Below are 15,761 nucleotides of genomic sequence, written 5' to 3'. Positions count from 1 at the left end.
ATCAGCACCTCTGAACACCGGACTTCTTGCAGGCGCTCCTGAGAAGTTCAAAGAACTCGTCGGACTCCTGTAGACCGAATATCTGCATGATTATCCTGTCTCTCTTCGGGTCGTATACAAAGAAGGTGGGTGTACCCACAGCCCTAAATCGTCTGTCAAGCTCAGGGGGAGTGTTGTCCACATCAACGGGGACAACCACGAAGACGTTGTCCATTATCGTGCTCACCCTTGGGTCTATGAAGACAGCGTCCTCCATGTACTTGCAGTAGCTACATCCCTCCTCGTAGAAGTAAAGGAGAACGAGCTTCCCTTCCCTCTTAGCGGTCTCCACGCCGACCCTGAAGTCCGGATACCACTGGGAAGACCACACCGTACCGAGAAACAACAGGAGAAGAGCCAACCTGAGAACCACCATGGACTAAAATATAATCCATGAAGACGGGCTTTGTTTATGACGATATATATCTCAAGCATGACTACCCGGATCACCCCGAGAGAAAGGAACGCCTCATATCCATAGTGAACCACCTGGAAAGCTCAGGGCTGATGAAAGAGATTCTTCCTGTGGCTCCGAGGAGGGCAAAGGCGGAGGAGGTTGCCCTCAACCACGACCCGAACTACGTCCAGGAAGTGCACGACTTCTGCAAGGCGGGGGGTGGATTCCTTGACCCCGACACCTACGCCAACGAGCACAGCTACGATGTTGCCCTCACCGCCGTAGGCGGTGTTCTGGAAGGGATAGACCTGATCCTTAAAGGTTCCATAGAGACCGCCTTCTGTGCGGTCAGACCCCCCGGGCACCATGCGGAGTACGCCAAGGCGATGGGCTTCTGCCTCTTCAACAACGTGGCGGTGGGTGCCCGATACCTGAGGAAGAAGGGTGTGGATAAGGTCTTCATAATAGACTTTGACGCCCACCACGGAAACGGCACCCAGAGGAGCTTCTACCAGGACGACAGCGTCTTTTACTTCTCAACCCACGAGTATCCCTTCTACCCCGGGACGGGAAGTGCCCAGGAGAAAGGAGCCGGCAAAGGGGAAGGCTACACCCTCAACGTACCCATGCAGGCAGGCGCCGGAGACGAGGACTACCGACCGGTATACGAAAAACTGCTTCCGAAGGTGATGGAGGACTTCTCTCCGGACTTCGTGCTCGTATCGGCGGGGTACGACCTCCACTCGGACGATCCCCTTACCTACCTTGACGTCTCAACGGAAGGGGTAAGGATGATAGTTAAGAGCATATTGAAAACCTGCAGAAAGCTGGGAGTCCCCTCCCTCTTTGCCCTTGAAGGGGGGTACAACCTGAAAGCCCTCGGAGAGAGCGTGGGTGTGACCGTAGAGGAGATGCTCTCAGCCTAAAGTGAGTTCAATCATCAATGAAGCCCACCCTGGGGTTAGATTATTGATCTCTCCGAAGAGGAAGGCATGGAAGAAAAAGGCAGATTTAAGATAGAGATACCTTTAGACCTCGCCCAGAAGTGCGTAAAGTGCGGGTTGTGTAAGTCTGTGTGTCCCTCCTACCACGGCGAAGAGGGAAGTTACGCGAGAGGAAGGCTCGCCCTCGCAGAGATGGTGGTTAAGGGAGAGCTCCCCCTGAACGAAGAGGTTGCAGCCCAGTGGAACGAATGCGCCATGTGCAGACGCTGCGAGTGGGTATGCCCCAACGACGTTCACTACAAAGACGTACTGGTTGAGGCGAGAGAGCTCCAGGAGAAGAAGCTTGGAAGGGACTTTATCTCAAGGGCTGGGCTCAAAAGCCTTGAGTTCATGCAGTCTGACCTGGGCAGAAAGGTGTTGAAGGCTGCGGGTAAACTGAGCGCGCTTTTACCCTCCGAGGTCAAAACACCGCTCCCTACGGGAGCGGTCAAGTTCATGCCAAAACCTCACGGAAAGCCCTTCGGCATAAGGGGAAAGGTCTTTAAGGCTGAAGAGGAGAAGGGCAGGTTGCTTTTCTTTACGGGGTGCATGATAGACGTCTTTTACGGGAACACGGGAGAGAGCGTCATAAAGCTGATGAACAAACTCGGGTACACCGTGGTCGTGCCGGAGGATATAAAGTGCTGCGGCGCCCCTCACCTCTACCACGGAAACGTGGAAGCCTTTGAGAGGTTAAAGGAGCACAACTTAAAGGAGATTGACAGACACGAGTTTGATGCCATAGTGGTTGCCTGTCCGACCTGCGGTGGAGCCCTCATAGAGGACTACGGTAGGGACTGGAAGGTTTACGACTTTGCTCAGATAGTGTTTGAGGAGGGAGAGAACTCAAGGTTCAAGGGTGCGAACGAAAGGCTTACCTTTCACGTCCCGTGCCATTCCTACACCGCCATGAAGGTAAACCCCTCCGTATTCTACGGCGTCATGGAGAGGGTTGAGGGTGCGGAGGTGGCTAAGGCTGAGAAAGCCCAGTCCTGCTGCGGGTTTGCAGGGCTCTGGAGCATAAAGAATCCCAAGCTCTCTGAGAAGGTACAGAGGGAAAAGATGGAGGACTTTAAGGAAACTAAGGCTGACTTCATCCTGACCACGTGCCCGGGTTGTGTGCTCCAGCTCAGGGACGGCGTAAGGAAGTTCGGGAACCCCCAAGAGGCGATCCACTTGGCCGACTACCTTGCCGAACGTATGGAGTGAATGGCTAAATATCTATCCTTGCGTACCTCTTTCTGCCCTCCTCAAAGAGGTCTCCGCCGTATATGTCGTTCGCCACTATAACGGGGAAGTCCTCAACGTAGAGCCTTCTTATAGCCTCCGTGCCGAGGTCTTCATAGGCTATGAGCTCTGAAGATTTTATGTGCCTCTGGAGGAGTGTTGCAACACCTCCGACCGCAGCGAAGTAAACTGCCTTGTACTTCTTCAGCAGTTCCTTGACCTGAGGAGAGCGATAGCCTTTGCCTATCATACCCTTCAGCCCCAACTTGAGGAGAGGCTCAACGTACCTGTCCATCCTTATGGCTGTGGTCGGTCCAGCGGAACCTATAACCTGTCCTTCCTTGGGTGGAGTCGGTCCCACGTAGTATATGATCTGCCCCTTGAGGTCAACGGGCAGGGGCTCCCCCCTGTTCAGGCTCTCCACCATCCTCTTGTGAGCCGCGTCCCTGGCCGTGTATATGTATCCGGTTATGAGAACCTTGTCTCCAGCCCTCAGGTCTTCTATGACCTCGTCCGTGAGCGGTGTGGTTATCCTCTTCTCCATGCCAATTAGTATAACAGGAGCTCCGCTGATAGAATATCTCTCCTATGGGAAAGCTCAGAGACTACGCGGAGCTCGTCAAGTTTGAGCACACTATATTCGCTCTCCCTTTCGCCCTCGCCAGCGTGCTCATACTTGTTGAGGACTTTCCCTCCCTCTGGAAGCTCCTGTGGATAGTGGTCGCCCTCGTCAGCGCGAGAACCCTCGGTATGGCTTTCAACAGGTTGATAGACGAACCCTACGACAGAATGAACCCCCGATCAAAGAACTGGCCCCTCGTCTCCGGAGCACTCTCAAGGGAGGATGTGAAGAGACTCATAATCCTGTCCTCAGGTGTGTTCGTACTTAGCACGCTCCTGATAAACTTCTTAGCTTTCCTCCTCTCACCCGTGGTAATACTTCTGCTCTGGCTCTACCCCTACTCAAAGCGATTCACCTACTTCCCCCACTTCGTTCTCGGTCTCGTCTACTTCCTCATACCGGTTGCCGTTGATATAGCCCTGAACGCGGAAGTGTCCGGGGAAGCGATCCTGCTCGGTCTCGCCATGGCTTCCTGGGTGTCCGGTTTTGATATACTCTACGCCCTTCAGGACTACGAGTTTGACAGAGAGCACGGGCTCAAGTCTGTGCCCGTCAGGTTCGGCATAGAGAACTCCTTAAAGTTCGCAAGGGTACTCCACATGATAACCTTCCTCTCTCTCCTCACGCTCGGTTTTGTAGACGATAAAATGGGTGTCGTATACACCCTTGGACTACTGTTGCTTGCAGGATTTCTTCTCTACGAGCACAGGCTTATAAAACCGGAAGACCTCTCAAAGATAGACAAAGCCTTCTTTACGGTGAACGGTTACGTGAGCATAGTTTTTTTCCTGACAGTGTTGCTGGACTACCTGTTATAAACCCATCATGCGCTCTATATCAGAAATGCGTTTTCTGTACTCCTCGTGGGATATCTCCCCCTTCATGAGCATGTCCGTCAGGAACTGTATCTCCCTCTCCATCTCTTTAAGCTTCTTGACCTTGTCCTTCTCCTTGCCGGCGAGGACGTTGTAGAGAAAGTACTCCTCCACCTCGTAGTGACGGAGGCTCTTCTTCAGGGAAGCTATGTCCTTCTCAAGGAGAAACTTCTTCAGCCTCTCAAGGAGGTCAAAGACCTCCTGTATATCCCTTTTCCTCTCCGCCCTCAGGAAAACCTGCCCGGTGTCTAGTATCTTTCCCACAACTATGTAAGAGTCCTGCTCCTGACTCCTGAAGAGCTCAAGGCTCATCTTGATACCCTCAACCTCAAATATGTCGTGGAGAACCTTCTCGTCTCCGTAAGGCTTCTTCTCCAGCTTCTCCCTCTCCACGTACTCTTTGAAGGATATGCCCCCGAAGACCGCTATTATCTCTTTGCAGTACTCGTTTGCAAGGTTACCCACGTTTATGGCTATGTAGCTCAGCAGGTCTTTATTTACGAAGTCAAATTTAACCTTGGTTCCGAGGATTATGTCCATGAAGCCCCTTTCAAGCTCAACGGAGAAGGAGCACATGCTCAGAGAGCCGTTCTCCATGAGGAGGAAGCGCATCAGGTCTTTGTCGGGTTTTACCCTCAGAGCAACGGGGGAGTAAACGTGTATCAGCACGTCATCTCCCTCCTGAACCACCTCCACGTTTATAACGGTTGAACCCCAAGGAATTAGGAACTCTCCATCCTCACGGTAAACCCTTATAGTTCCGAACACCTGTCCGAGATACCTCTCTATAAGAAGGGCTATACGCTCCAGCCTGTCTTCCATGGCTCTATTTTAACAGCTCGCCTTTTTCAGGAGAGTAGCCTCTCACGAAGTCCTCCCCCTTCATCCTCTTACCTTTGGGAGATATGAGCTCCAATACCCTCACAGCCCCACTTCCGCATGAGACGACGAACCTATCAGGGTCTACGATCTCCCCGGGTTCACCGTAACCTTCAACAACCTCAACCTTGAGGAGCTTTATCCTCTCCCCCCTGAAGGAGGTGTGCACGCTGGGGTAGAGTCCCCTGATCCTGTCCCTGACGCTGTCTGCCTCCGCCTTCCAGCACAGCCTGTACTCTTCCCTCTGGACGGGAGGTGCGTAGGTTGCCTCCTCCTCCCTCTGAGGCTCAGGCTCAATCTTACTTCCGAACCACAGCTTTAGAGTCCGGACGAGGAGCTCCGCTCCCTTCACAGAAAGCCTCTCCGAGAGGCTTTGGAGGTTGTCCTCATCACCGATCGTCTCCTCCTCCTGAGAGAGGATATCACCCGCGTCCATCCTCTCGTTCACGAGCATTACCGTATTGCCCGTCCTTTCCTCTCCGGCCATTATGGCTCTCTGTATGGGTGCAGCCCCCCTGTACTTGGGCAGCAGCGAAGCGTGGAGGTTGACCACCCCGTAGGGTGGTACGCTGAGTATATCCTTCGGTAGTATCTTCCCGTAAGCCACGACGACAATGCAGTCCGGCTTCAGCTCTCTGATAGTGCCGATGAACCCCTTTATACTCTCCGGCTGGTAGACCTCAATACCCTGCTTAAGGGCGAGCTCCTTTACAGGCGGAGGTGTGAGTCTCTTGCCCCTGCCTGCGGGTCTATCGGGTTGCGTCACCACACCGACGACGTTGAACTCCCTCAGCAAAAGCTCAAGGCTGGGAACGGCGAACCGGGGTGTCCCCATAAACAGGATGCGCATCAGAGCACCTTCCAGTTGTCTATGAGCCTCGAGCTGCCGACCCACAGAGCCACAAGTATCCTGTCTCCTCTATCAACCAGCCCCTTCGGGTTCAGATCGGGGTCTGTTATCTCTATGTAGTCTATCTTTTTGACGTGGGGATGGGATAGTATGAACCTTTCCATCTCTCCCTTTATGGTATCGCTACTCCTCTCACCCTGATTTATCATCTCCTGGGCGAGCAGGAACGCTCTGTATATGGATAAAGCTGATTCCCTCTCCTCCGGAGAGAGGTAAACGTTTCTTGAGCTGTAGGCGAGCCCGTCGGGTTCTCTGACCGTTTCAACGGGCACGATCTCCACAGGTATGAGGAGGTCTTTAACGAGCCTCTGGATAAGCTTGAGCTGCTGGTAGTCCTTTTCTCCGAAGTAAGCCCTGTCTGGCTGAACGGCGTTCAACAGCTTCGTGACCACCGTGGCAACCCCTTTGAAGTGCCCGGGTCTGAACTTACCCTCAAGGACTTCGCTCAACTCCCTCACGTAAACCTCTGTCCTTGAGCCGGGCGGGTAGACCTCCTTGTCCGTTGGGGCGAAGACAACGTCAATCCCCGCCTCCTCACACACAGCCATGTCCCTCTCAAGGTCTCTGGGATACCTCTCGTAATCCTCTCCCTCACCGAACTGGGTGGGGTTTACGTATATGCTGACGACCGTTATATCGTTCTGAAGCCTTGCCCTCTCCATGAGGGCTCTGTGTCCTTCGTGGAGATAACCCATCGTGGGGACGAAGCCCAGACTCGCGTTTCTCTCACACCTTAATGTATGCAGATGGTTTCTCAACTCCTTAACCTTTCTAAAGAGAAGCGGCACGCAAACACCTCCTGAGAAATGAGAGATCAGAGGAAAGTATTATAAAGGATTGATGGGGCTGAAAACGAAGGTGCTCGTGCTCAAGAGGATAAGAGCGGGAGACCAGGATCTTCTCGCCAAGGTATACGGGCACGGCGGAGTTATTGACCTCCTCGTCAGGGACGGCTTTCTGAACACCCACAGGTTCTTCTCCCTCTTTGAGCCCTTCAACGTCCTTGAGGTAGACCTCTCCCAGAAGGGAGGGGTTGCAGTTCCCAACGACGTGGGGAATGTGAGATATATCTCTTACCTCTGCAGGGATTTTAAAAGGTTCATGTGGTTCTCTTGGATAGCCGGGTTCATACTACGTTCGGTCAGGTATTACGACGAGAGGCTCTTCAACCTCTTCCTCGGTTACATGCTCGGCAGGGGAACAGGCGGCACCATGAGGGTCAAGCTTAGGCTTGACTACCTTGAGCTGTCGGGACTTAAGCCCAAGTTCCTTGAGGAGAAAGAGTTTAAAGGGATGCTCAGGCTTTCGGACGGTTCCACCTCCGATAGGGGCGACGTGGAGGTTTTGGGGGACGTACTGAAGCTGGTCAGGAGGATCCACAGGGCGAAGAGGGCTGACAGGATAAAGGTGGAGGATAATCTCCTGAGAGAGATGGAGAAACTGCTGGACATGTTCATAGACTACCACACCAAGTAGTACAGGGAACTCACAGCCACAGGCAGCAGAAAGTTGTCGTCAAGGGGGAGCTTCGCAGCCTCAAGTAGGGAAGAAAATACCGAGAGCAAGAGGGCAAGGTTATAGTCAAGGTAGAAAACGAGGACGACGTAAACGGATAGGAAGAAGGCAAGACTTCCCTCCCACGTCTTTGAAGCGTTGAAGAACAACCTCCGCTCACCGATGAGCTTCCCGACGAGAGTAGAAAAGCTGTCCCCCACGGCGAGAACCACAACACCTACGAGTGAAAGCTCCCCAAAGAGCAGGTAGGACAGGAATATCCCCAGATTGGCGTATAGAGCCTGTATGCCAGGTTTTTCAAGGTTCTTGCTCCTCTCAAGGCTCTCTATCAGAGGTCTGAAAAGACGAGCCAGAGGCTCGTATCTCAAGACAACGGATACGTTAAGGACTACAACGAGGACAAAGAGACCTATGGTGAGTGGCTCAGGAAAGTAAGCTATGGGTACACACCAGAGCAGTATTAGGAAGAGGTGAAACAGCTGTCTCCTGACCTCAAGGGAGAGCTCACCTCTGCCTGAGTATCTCTTTGATCCTTGAGTAAACATAGAACCTTACTTTCACCATGTCCGCATCCTCTATGAGGAGCTCAAAGCCGAGCTTTATCCTTCCGTCTTCAAGTTCCTGGACGTTTACCAGCTTAGCGGTTCCTCTGACCTCCTCCGCCTCAACGGGGAAGTCTATGTGAACCTTCACCTCCCTGTTCAGATAGGTGTCCACCTCTTCGGGCTCACTAACCACCACAGAGAAGCCCCCCTCCGATATGTCTTCAACCTCGTACTCCTTTTCCTCCTCGTCAAGGGCAAGGTAGAGTTTAACGGGATGAACGTGTGAGGGAGGGACACGGGCGCTCCTCCTGTCCCCAACCGGTCTCTCAGGGTTCAGAGCCGGAACGGTAACTATGACCTCCTCCTCGCTCTTACCCACTATCTTCACCGGAAGGGCAAAGGTGGCGTACTTCAGGTGCGCCTTCTTGCCGAGAACGGCAAACTTTTTGAGAAGCTTCGTCGCCGTTAGTACAACCCTGTCTTTCTCAACCCTCTTTATTGCTACCTTTGTGTTGAAAAAGAAGGAGTCTTCAAAGATGAATATCTCTGCAGTTTTTTCAGGCTCCATATCCAACCAGCTCCCCCATCTTTTCTACGATCCATTCCATTCTCATACCACGAGAACCTTTAACGAGAATTATATTTTTATCCCTCATGTATTTCAATAATTCGTCAACTATGTCCTCTTTTTTATCGCAAAAGAGTGCATTTCCTCCGTGTTTTATACACTCTTCATAGGATCTCTTAGACTCTTCTCCATGAAAGATTATGACATCTATGCCAAGTTCAGCCCCAAGTTTTCCCACCTCTGCGTGGTACCTCCCACTTTCAACACCGAGTTCAAGCATGTCTCCGAGCACCGCTACCTTCTTTGAAGTCGTCTGAAGGGAGGCTAAGGTGGTCAGGGCGTTCCTTACCGACGGCGGGTTGGCGTTGTAGGTGTCGTCCACGACGAAGAAGTTCCCAAAGTTCAGCAGGTTCATCCTGCCCTGTGGCGGTGTGAAGCTCTTGAGAGCCTCCCTGAAGTCTCTCGGATCGTAGCCAAGGGACGTGAGGACGCCGAAAGCCGCGAGAACGTTCTGAACAACCCCTCTGCTAAGGAGCGGGACGCTGAACCCTTCCCCCCAGAACTCAAACTCCGTTCCCTTCAGGCTCAGCCTGACCTTCCCGGCATTCAGGTCTCCCCCCTCACCGAAGGTGGTAACCCTCTCCCGGGGCAGGTCGTAATATTCCAGAGCATAGTGGGGTATGACCGCACGGCTGTCCTCTGTAAAACCCCTGAATATCTCACCGTTACCCTTTACAACGTCCTCCAGCGTTCCAAAGCTCTCAAGGTGCTCCTCCCCAAGGGCTGTTATAACCCTGACCTTAGGTTGAGCAACCTCCACGAGTCTTTCCACATCCCCTACCGCGCTCGCTCCGAGCTCAAGGACTGCGTAATCAACTTCAAGGGGCATGTTGCAAACCACAAGGGGGAGACCTATCTGGGAGTTCAGGTTTCCCTCACTCCGAAAAGAGGCGGCTGCGTTGGATAGGAGGTGGTGTATGAGCTCCTTGGTGGTGGTCTTTCCCACAGAGCCAGCTACTCCAACCACCTCTCCTCTGAAGATACCCCTCCTGTACAGGGCGAGTTCCCTGAGGGCTTCCTGGGTAGAGGATACCTTTATGGAGAACTTTCCTGCGTGCTCAACGTCTCTCTCCACAACGCAGCCCACAGCTCCTCTATCCACCGCGTCCGTTACGAAGTCGTGCCCATCGTGGCGCTCTCCCTTCAGGGCGAAGAAGACGTCTCCCTCTCCCACCTGTCTGCTGTCTATGGAGAAGCCCTCCACCCTTGCCTGGGGGTCTCCCCTGAGCTCTCCTCTCAAGACCTTAGCAAGCTCTCCCGCTATCATTCCTCTATGAATTTAATATCTTTGAAGGCTCCGTAGTTGGTCAGGTCAAGCTGGAGGGGTGTAACGGATACATAGCCGTTGATAACAGCCCAGTAGTCCGTTCCCTCCTCGGGACTCCAGCCAAACTCTTCCGCCGCTATCCAGTAGAGGGGTTCACCGTAGGGTGTTATGTACCTAAAGACCTTCTCCCGGTAATCTCTCTTTCCCTGTCTAGTGAGCCTTATACCCTTGACCTCCTCGCTGCTGAGGTTCGGAACGTTAACGTTCAGGTAGGTGTCCTCCGGCATGCCCACCTCAAGGACTTTCTCAACTACCCTCCTGCAGGACTTGGCTACCTCGGAGAACGTTATCTCCTCCCTCCCGAAAGCCGAGAAGGCTACCGAGGGTATCCCCAGGATCCTACCCTCCATGGCACCCGACACAGTCCCGGAGTAGGTTATGTCCTCTCCCAGGTTGGGTCCCTCGTTTATGCCCGCACAGACGAGGTCTGGCTTCTCACCCTCAAGTATGACGTGGTATCCAAGGTGTATGCAGTCCGCCGGTGTGCCACCGATAACGGTGTAGAAGTCCTCGTCCACCTTTCTCATCCTCAGGGGCATGGTGAAGGTGAGGGAATGCCCAACCCCGCTGAGGTTCCTGTCCGGTGCCACGACAACCACCCTTCCCAGAGGTTTCAGGGCTTCCCTGAGTGCCTTTATCCCCTCGGAGAAGTAGCCATCGTCGTTCGTCACGAGTATGGTGGGCATAGGAGTATTTTAAGGACTAAATTAAACCTTAAGGAACAAATAAAGATAAGGAGGAGACACATGGCTACGAGGAAGTTAGAAAAGTCCGAGTGGGAAGGCTTCTTCAACGAGGTCACGAAACACCTGAAAGGCGTTAAAGCTCAGTTAGAGTTCGTGAGCGAGGAGCTCGGGGATCAGGTGGAAACAGAGTGGAGCTTCCTGGAAGGTCTATCCTACGACCCTAAGGACAACGTCTTTGAAATTCAGTTTGCGGAGGGCAGGCACGACCACCTCATCCAGAACCCGGTGGAGATATACGTTGAGGAGGAAACGGGAACAGTCAAGTCCGTTGAGGTAGTTAGAGAGGACGGCACTAAGTTCCTCTTGAAGCTGAAGCCCGCGCCTGCTCTACCCGCTTAATCCTTACCCAGCATAAGGGAACGGGCTTTGGCTATGCGAGCGAAGTAGGAGTTCGGATAATCCTTCACGAGCTCCTCGTAAAGGCTCAAAGCCTGTTTCTTCTCGCCTCTGTCTTCGTTTATAAAAGCCCGGAGCATTAAGGCTGAAGGGTAGTTGAAGTCCTCCTTATTTATCTGGGAGAGTTCTTTCAAGGCTTCTTCGTACTTCTTTTCGGAATAAACGCCGAAGGCGTCCTTCTCCACGAAGAGCTTTCTGAGGTCATCGTCCTCCAGATGCTTTACCACCTCGGAGGGTTCAGCCCCCGTTATAGCGAGAAAGTAGGCGTAGTAAGGTGTTCCCTTGATCTTCTGCTCTACATCCTCCCTCTTCAGTTCACCCTTCTCGTAGAGGTAAACGAGCTCGGCTACCTCGTCCAGCTTCTTCTCCTGATACTTCTTCCAGTAATTAAAACCGCCTACGGCGGTGGCTATGAGAACCGCTATGGCTATTCCTATGAGTATGTCGCGGTTGAGTATCATACGGTCATTATCTCCTCTTCCTTCTTCTCAAGGAGTTTGTTTATCTCGTCTATGTGTTTATCGGTGAGCTTCTGAAGCCTTTCAAGAGCCCTCTTCTTCTCGTCCTCGGATATGCCCTCAAGCTCCTCTATCAGCTCTTTGGCGTCTCTCCTTATGTTTCTCACGGCTACCCTCGCCTCCTCAGCGAGCTTGTGGAGCATCCTGGCGAGTTCCTTCCTCCTCTCCTCAGTGAGGGGTGGCAGGTTTATACGTATGGTGTTACCCTGGGTGTTCGGGTTAAGGTTGAGCTCTTCCCTTATAGTCTTCTCTATAGCCGGTATAGCGTTGTTGTCCCAGACCTGAATGAGTATCTGGTTGTGCTCGGGTACGGATATGTTGCCCAGCTGCTTAAGGGGAACTCTAGAGCCGTAGTACTCAACCTTCAGCTCCTCCACGAGGGCTGTTGAAGCCCTGCCCGTCCTTATACCGGCTATCTCCCCACGGAAGTGCTCAACGCTCTTTCTCATGTCCTTTTCGGTCTCTCTGAGTATGTCCTCTATCTCCTTGACCATCTCTTTTACCCCCTTACCACAGAGCCCACGTCCTCACCGAGAACTACAGACCTTAGATTTCCCTTTTCTCTAATATTAAAAACTATTATAGGTATCCTGTTCTCCTTGCACATAGTCAGGGCTGTGTGATCCATCACCCTTATACCTCTGTTTATCACCTCAAGGTAGGTTATCTCCTTTATGAGAACGGCATCGGGGTTTTTCTCAGGGTCTTTATCGTAGATACCTCCCACCTTCGTAGCTTTGAGGAGAACCTCCGCATCAACCTCTGCAGCCCGCAGGGCGGCGGCGGTGTCGGTTGAGAAGAATGGGTTCCCCGTTCCGCCTGCAAATATAACCACCCTCCCCTTCTCAAGGTGTCTGACAGCCCTCCTCCTTATGTAAGGCTCGGATACCTGCCTCATCTCTATGGCGGACAGAACCCTCGTGGGTATGTTCCCGTGGCGCTCAAGGGCTGATTGAAGGGCTAAGGCGTTTATAACCGTAGCGAGCATGCCCATGTAATCGGCGGTGGCTCTGTCTATACCTATACCTTCTCCCTGAAAACCCCTGAATATGTTTCCTCCCCCTATGACTACGGCGACCTCAACACCGAGGTCGTGCACGCCCTTTATCTCGTGAGATATGTACTCAAGGAAGTCGGGGTCTATGCCGTACCCCTGCTCCCCGGCGAAAGCCTCCCCAGAGAGCTTAAGCAGTATCCTCCTGTACTTCGGCCTCTCACCATCCATCAGAGTCCACCGAGCTCAAACCTGCAGAACCTCTTTATCTCAACTCCAAGACCCGACTCCTTTATGACCTGCCCAACGGTCTTCTTGTCGTCCTTTATGAAGGCTTGCTCAAGGAGAACCTTCTCCTGATAAAACTTCTTGAGCTTTCCCTGAACTATCTTTTCAAGGATGTGCTCGGGTTTACCCTCCTGTTTCGCCTGCTCCTTGAGGATACTCTTTTCCCTCTCAAGGACATCGGAGGGTATGGTCTCAACGCTGACGAACTCCGGTCTCATGGCAGCTATCTGCATGGCGACATCCTGAACGAGCCTGATCACATCGTCGTTTACCTGAGGCGCCTTGAACTCAAGGAGAACACCTATCCTGCCCCCACCGTGAAGGTAAGAGTGGAGGTAGTCCCCCGTGTCGTACCTGCAGTACCTTGTAAGCCTTATGTTCTCGCCTATCTTGGCTATCGCTTCCTTTATCAGCTCCTCAACGGTCTTGCCTTCCTCCTTGAAGAACTTTTGAGAAAGTATGTCGGAGCCCTCGCCTTCCCTGTTGGCGTTTTCGTCAAGGCTTAGTATGTGCTCCAGAATTTCATCGGCGAGCTTCTGGAACTCCTCGTTCCTCGCGACGAAGTCCGTTTCGCAGTTTAGCTCAATCATGGCACCCTTCTTCCTGTCTTCGGTAACCCTGACCCTGATAAGACCTTCCTTGGTCTCCCTACCAGCCTTCTTCTCAGCCTTCGCAAGACCCTTTACCCTGAGTATCTCCTTGGCTTTCTCTATATCGCCCTGGGCTTCCTCAAGGGCGTTCTTACAATCAAGCATACCGGCTCCGGTCATCTCTCTGAGCTTCTTAACATCAGCCATGCTTACAGCCATCTCTGAACCTCCAGTTTCTGAGTTTTTCTATACAGCCAGTAGCTTCCCGCACCGCAGGAAGCCAAACAAACAGCCATAACGAGGGCTACCAGCATTACTCGTAGTCCACCATATCCTTGTCAATCTCTTCGTACTTCTCGGACATAGCCATAGCCTTCTCAAAGAGCTCCTTCTCGTGCTCTTCAACGGTAACGACCTTACGCTCTTTGCGTGCCTCAACCTCTTCGGCGCTCTCTCTCCTGTTCCTGCCTTCCTCCACAGCGTCAGCTATCTTGGAGGTCAACAGCTTTATTGACTTTATGGCGTCGTCGTTTCCCGGGATTATGTAGTCTATTACGTCCGGGTCGCAGTTTGAGTCCGCTATAGCCACAACGGGTATTCCCAGCTTCTTAGCCTCCTGTATGGCTATGGATTCCCTTATGGTGTCCACCACCCACATGAGGTCGGGAAGCTTGGTCATCTCCCTTATACCGCCGTAGAGCTTCCTCATCTTCTCCATCTGCCTTCTCAGTCTCCTGACCTCCTTCTTGGGCAGGACGTCAAAGACACCTTCCGCCTCCATCCTCTCCAGCTTGTTCAGCTTCTGGATGCTCCTCCTGACGGTCTGGAAGTTGGTGAGCAGTCCTCCAACCCACCTCTCGTTAACGTAGTAGGCTCCACACCTCTCTGCCTCTTCTCTGATTATCTCCTTCGCCTGCCTCTTAGTGCCCACGAAGACGATGTCTGCCCCCTGAGCTACGCTGTCGGAGACGAAGTTATAAGCCTCCTCAAGCAGGACGAGGGTTCTGTTGAGGTCAATGATGTGAATTCCGTTCTTAACACCGTAAAGGTACGGTGCCATCTTGGGATTCCAGCGGGACTTGGAATGTCCGAAGTGAACTCCTGCCTCCAGGAGCTCTTTCATAGAGACTACTGCCATAGTACACCTCCTTGGGTTTTGCCTCCCTTTCCCGATGAACCCCGAAGGGCAACCCAAGCGGGAAAGGTGCGTTCTAAGCTATCTTATTATATCATGCGCAGGAGAAAGAGTGGAAAGCTCAAGGTTGAACACCACCTCCTTGAAGGTCTGGACAAACCTCTGCAGGAGCTCGGCAGGTGGGAGATCGTTGAGAGCATAATCCCGGGCAGGATAGTCAGACAGAACAAAGGTAGGGGCTCAAAGGGGCTTTTCCTTAAGTACAGGACGTTGAGCGGTTACAAGCTCCTCTATAAGAACGGCACCTCTGTTCAGGAGGTCTTCGTAGTTTGCAGAGATTACGATAGGTTTGAAGAACTTTTCACGGAGAGGTTCTCATGAGGGTAGGTGTAATAGGGTACGGGAACATGGGCAGAGCTTTTACAAAAGCCCTCGCCGAGAGTCTGGGCAGGGAGAACGTGTCCGTTTACGACGTCAGCGAGGTCAAGAGGGAGGAGGCTGTAAAGGACGGCTTCGCCGTGGCTCAGAACCTTTACTTCCTGATAAATAACAGCGAAGCTGTGATTATAGCTGTCAAACCTAAGGACGTCGGCAGCGTACTTGAGGAGGTAAAGGAGAACTTCGGCAACAGGATATTAGTTTCTATAGCCGCGGGGCTTGAGCTGAGCTTCTACGAAGAACGTCTCGGAACTAACGCCAAGATAGTTAGGCTCATGCCCAACATAAACGTCCTCGTGGGCAGGGGAACGATAGCCCTCACCCACAACGGAAACCTGACCGAGGAGGAGTTTGAGGAGCTACTGAAAGCCCTCTCCAGGTGCGGAAGCATTTACGAAGTGCCCGAACCTCTCTTTGACAGCTTCACAGCCCTTGCAGGTAGCGGACCAGCCTTCGTGTTCCACTTCATAGACGCCTTGGCACTCGCAGGGGTGAGAGAGGGCTTTGGCTACGAAGAAGCCCTGAAGATAGCTACCGATACAGTCCTCGGCAGCGCTGAGCTCCTCAGGAAGCTTGGGGGCAACCCCAACGAGTGGAGCGTGAAGGTGTCCTCTCCGGGGGGAACGACCATAGAGGGTCTCTCCTTTTTAGAGAGGAAAGGATTCAAGGGCATCGTTATAAAATGCATAGAGAAGACCACAGAGAAGGC

The 15,761-nt window shown here is 52.7% G+C and carries 21 protein-coding genes; 7 read left to right on the top strand and 14 right to left on the bottom strand.

What is annotated here, in order from left to right:
• Position 1: 1 nt before the first annotated feature.
• Complete coding sequence (locus HG1285_RS07165; RefSeq protein ID WP_198005444.1) at positions 2-400, bottom strand: thioredoxin family protein; 399 nt, start codon at positions 398-400, stop codon at positions 2-4.
• Between the two features lie 32 nt (positions 401-432).
• On the opposite strand from HG1285_RS07165, the gene HG1285_RS07170 reads away from it, so the two are divergent.
• Both HG1285_RS07170 and HG1285_RS07175 read left to right on the top strand, forming a co-directional pair.
• Positions 433-1,362 (top strand): histone deacetylase, encoded by a 930-nt coding sequence (locus tag HG1285_RS07170; protein ID WP_008287966.1) that lies wholly within the window; start codon positions 433-435, stop codon positions 1,360-1,362.
• A 66-nt stretch (positions 1,363-1,428) separates the two neighbouring features.
• Positions 1,429-2,628 carry a (Fe-S)-binding protein gene (locus HG1285_RS07175; RefSeq protein WP_008287965.1) on the top strand — a complete coding sequence of 400 codons (1,200 nt, stop codon included), beginning with the start codon at positions 1,429-1,431 and terminating at the stop codon, positions 2,626-2,628.
• Between the two features lie 4 nt (positions 2,629-2,632).
• Here HG1285_RS07175 and HG1285_RS07180 read toward each other — a convergent pair whose 3' ends face one another.
• Positions 2,633-3,190 carry a Fe-S-containing hydro-lyase gene (locus HG1285_RS07180; RefSeq protein ID WP_008287964.1) on the bottom strand — a complete coding sequence of 186 codons (558 nt, stop codon included), beginning with the start codon at positions 3,188-3,190 and terminating at the stop codon, positions 2,633-2,635.
• A gap of 44 nt (positions 3,191-3,234) precedes the next feature.
• On the opposite strand from HG1285_RS07180, the gene HG1285_RS07185 reads away from it, so the two are divergent.
• Positions 3,235-4,086, top strand: coding sequence for a UbiA-like polyprenyltransferase (locus HG1285_RS07185; protein WP_008287963.1), 852 nt, complete (start codon positions 3,235-3,237; stop codon positions 4,084-4,086).
• Here the strand turns inward: HG1285_RS07185 and HG1285_RS07190 are convergent.
• From HG1285_RS07190 to panC, 3 genes are read right to left on the bottom strand one after another with little or no spacing between them, the layout of a single operon-like run.
• The gene (locus HG1285_RS07190) at positions 4,081-4,965 is read right to left on the bottom strand and encodes a hypothetical protein (RefSeq protein WP_008287962.1); all 885 of its coding nucleotides are present in this window, start codon (positions 4,963-4,965) and stop codon (positions 4,081-4,083) included. The genes HG1285_RS07185 and HG1285_RS07190 overlap by 6 nt on opposite strands.
• A gap of 4 nt (positions 4,966-4,969) precedes the next feature.
• The gene (gene fmt, locus HG1285_RS07195) at positions 4,970-5,872 is read right to left on the bottom strand and encodes a methionyl-tRNA formyltransferase (protein ID WP_008287961.1); all 903 of its coding nucleotides are present in this window, start codon (positions 5,870-5,872) and stop codon (positions 4,970-4,972) included.
• Complete coding sequence (gene panC / locus HG1285_RS07200; protein ID WP_008287960.1) at positions 5,872-6,720, bottom strand: pantoate--beta-alanine ligase; 849 nt, start codon at positions 6,718-6,720, stop codon at positions 5,872-5,874. The genes fmt and panC overlap by 1 nt, the downstream gene beginning before the upstream one ends.
• Before the next feature lie 52 nt (positions 6,721-6,772).
• Here panC and HG1285_RS17520 point away from each other — a divergent pair, with 52 nt between their 5' ends.
• On the top strand, positions 6,773-7,408 hold the full coding sequence (locus HG1285_RS17520) for a recombination protein O N-terminal domain-containing protein (RefSeq protein ID WP_008287959.1): 636 nt from the start codon (positions 6,773-6,775) through the stop codon (positions 7,406-7,408).
• On the opposite strand, the gene HG1285_RS07205 is transcribed toward HG1285_RS17520, so the two are convergent.
• The 4 genes from HG1285_RS07205 to surE are packed head-to-tail and all read right to left on the bottom strand — an operon-like array spanning position 7,393 to position 10,633.
• Positions 7,393-7,992, bottom strand: a complete 600-nt coding sequence (locus HG1285_RS07205) for a hypothetical protein (RefSeq protein WP_008287958.1) — start codon at positions 7,990-7,992, stop codon at positions 7,393-7,395. The genes HG1285_RS17520 and HG1285_RS07205 overlap by 16 nt on opposite strands.
• The gene (locus HG1285_RS07210; RefSeq protein ID WP_008287957.1) at positions 7,952-8,560 is read right to left on the bottom strand and encodes a PilZ domain-containing protein; all 609 of its coding nucleotides are present in this window, start codon (positions 8,558-8,560) and stop codon (positions 7,952-7,954) included. Before HG1285_RS07210 ends, HG1285_RS07205 begins: the two co-directional genes overlap by 41 nt.
• Positions 8,550-9,887, bottom strand: a complete 1,338-nt coding sequence (gene murF / locus HG1285_RS07215; RefSeq protein WP_008287956.1) for a UDP-N-acetylmuramoyl-tripeptide--D-alanyl-D-alanine ligase — start codon at positions 9,885-9,887, stop codon at positions 8,550-8,552. Before murF ends, HG1285_RS07210 begins: the two co-directional genes overlap by 11 nt.
• A complete protein-coding gene (surE, locus tag HG1285_RS07220; protein ID WP_008287955.1) occupies positions 9,884-10,633 on the bottom strand; it encodes a 5'/3'-nucleotidase SurE in 750 nt (249 codons plus the stop codon). Before surE ends, murF begins: the two co-directional genes overlap by 4 nt.
• A 60-nt stretch (positions 10,634-10,693) precedes the next feature.
• Between surE and HG1285_RS07225 the strand changes: the two genes are divergently transcribed.
• Positions 10,694-11,032: a DUF5335 family protein gene (locus HG1285_RS07225; RefSeq protein ID WP_008287954.1), complete on the top strand. Its 339-nt coding sequence runs from the start codon at positions 10,694-10,696 to the stop codon at positions 11,030-11,032.
• On the opposite strand, the gene HG1285_RS07230 is transcribed toward HG1285_RS07225, so the two are convergent.
• From HG1285_RS07230 to rpsB, 5 genes are all read right to left on the bottom strand, one after another.
• Positions 11,029-11,550 (bottom strand): tetratricopeptide repeat protein, encoded by a 522-nt coding sequence (locus tag HG1285_RS07230; RefSeq protein WP_008287953.1) that lies wholly within the window; start codon positions 11,548-11,550, stop codon positions 11,029-11,031. The two genes, HG1285_RS07225 and HG1285_RS07230, sit on opposite strands and share 4 nt — an antisense overlap.
• Positions 11,547-12,101, bottom strand: a complete 555-nt coding sequence (gene frr, locus HG1285_RS07235) for a ribosome recycling factor (protein ID WP_008287952.1) — start codon at positions 12,099-12,101, stop codon at positions 11,547-11,549. The genes HG1285_RS07230 and frr overlap by 4 nt, the downstream gene beginning before the upstream one ends.
• Before the next feature lie 5 nt (positions 12,102-12,106).
• On the bottom strand, positions 12,107-12,832 hold the full coding sequence (pyrH, locus tag HG1285_RS07240) for a UMP kinase (RefSeq protein ID WP_008287951.1): 726 nt from the start codon (positions 12,830-12,832) through the stop codon (positions 12,107-12,109).
• Positions 12,832-13,698, bottom strand: a complete 867-nt coding sequence (gene tsf, locus HG1285_RS07245; protein ID WP_008287950.1) for a translation elongation factor Ts — start codon at positions 13,696-13,698, stop codon at positions 12,832-12,834. Before tsf ends, pyrH begins: the two co-directional genes overlap by 1 nt.
• Positions 13,699-13,792: 94 nt before the next feature.
• Positions 13,793-14,617 (bottom strand): 30S ribosomal protein S2, encoded by an 825-nt coding sequence (gene rpsB, locus HG1285_RS07250; RefSeq protein WP_032496754.1) that lies wholly within the window; start codon positions 14,615-14,617, stop codon positions 13,793-13,795.
• A gap of 93 nt (positions 14,618-14,710) precedes the next feature.
• Between rpsB and HG1285_RS07255 the strand changes: the two genes are divergently transcribed.
• Both HG1285_RS07255 and proC read left to right on the top strand, forming a co-directional pair.
• Entirely contained in the window at positions 14,711-14,995 is a 285-nt protein-coding gene (locus tag HG1285_RS07255) for a DUF2103 domain-containing protein (RefSeq protein ID WP_008287948.1), read from the top strand.
• Positions 14,992-15,761 (top strand): pyrroline-5-carboxylate reductase (gene proC / locus HG1285_RS07260; RefSeq protein ID WP_008287947.1); only part of this gene is annotated, 770 nt, incomplete at its 3' end. The genes HG1285_RS07255 and proC, both read left to right, overlap by 4 nt.

It is taken from the genome of Hydrogenivirga sp. 128-5-R1-1 (assembly GCF_000171895.1).
This window is presented reverse-complemented; position numbering and strand designations above follow the sequence as displayed.